1 protein-coding gene is annotated in these 1,088 nt (G+C 45.4%); it reads right to left on the reverse strand.

The features are described 5' to 3' along the window. On the reverse strand, positions 1–1,088 hold a 1,088-nt coding region (locus AC30RD_RS09830; protein WP_489494385.1), incomplete at both ends, for a class I tRNA ligase family protein.

Here is a 1,088-nt window from a genome sequence, read left to right on the forward strand (position 1 = left end):
CTTCTCAACTAGTGTGAGCTCTTGGAGGTCATTGATATTTGCAAGCATAATTCTAAAAGTATTACGCAGTTTTCTGTAGTTTTCTGATGTCTGTTTCAAGATACCCTGAGAAATTTTCAAATCTCCCTGATAATCGGATGATGCAACCCAAAGGCGAAGGATTTCACTACCGTACTCTTTAAGTACCTTCTCCGGTGCGATAACATTGCCTTTTGATTTAGACATCTTCTCACCCTTTTCATCAACGGTAAAGCCGTGTGTGAGAACACCTTTGTATGGTGCTTTGTGCTGTACTGCTGTTGAGAGGAAAAGAGATGACTGAAACCATCCACGGTGTTGGTCACTCCCCTCTACATAAAGGTCTGCCGGATATGCTCCCGCATCATAGTTACGAGATTTGAGTACAGAGTTCCATGTTGAACCTGAGTCAAACCATACATCAAGGATGTCATTGACTTTTTCAAGCTCCTCTGGCTTATACTCACAACCCGGGTAGAGAAGCTGAGCGATATCCATAGAGTACCACGCATCACTCCCTTGCATCTCAAAAATCATCGCAACAAAGTTAAGGACCTTCTCATCAAGAAGCACCTCGCCTGTAGCTTTGACTCTGAAAAAGGCGATAGGCACACCCCAATCACGCTGGCGTGAGATACACCAGTCAGGACGGTTTTCAACCATGGATGTAAGGCGTTTACGCCCGCTCTCAGGGATGAATTTTGTTTTGTTTACTTCATCAAGTGCTATCTCACGCAGTGTTTTGCTCTCACCCTCCGGTGTGCCATCAACAGAGATAAACCACTGTTTTGTTGCACGGTAGATGAGTGGAGTATGGCTTCTCCAGCAGTGTGGATAGGAGTGGATAAATTTATCGACTTTAAGCACGGCATCACCCATAAGCTCAATAAGCGCTTCATTGGATTTGAAGATATGACGCCCTACAAACTCCTCGGCATTTGGGATAAGTCCCTCACGCACTACAGTAGCATCATAACACCCCGTCTCATCGACTGGCATAAGGACTTCAAGATTGTAAACAAGTCCGACACGATAGTCATCCTCCCCGTGTCCCGGAGCTGTATGGACAC

It is taken from the genome of Nitrosophilus sp. (assembly GCF_982775275.1).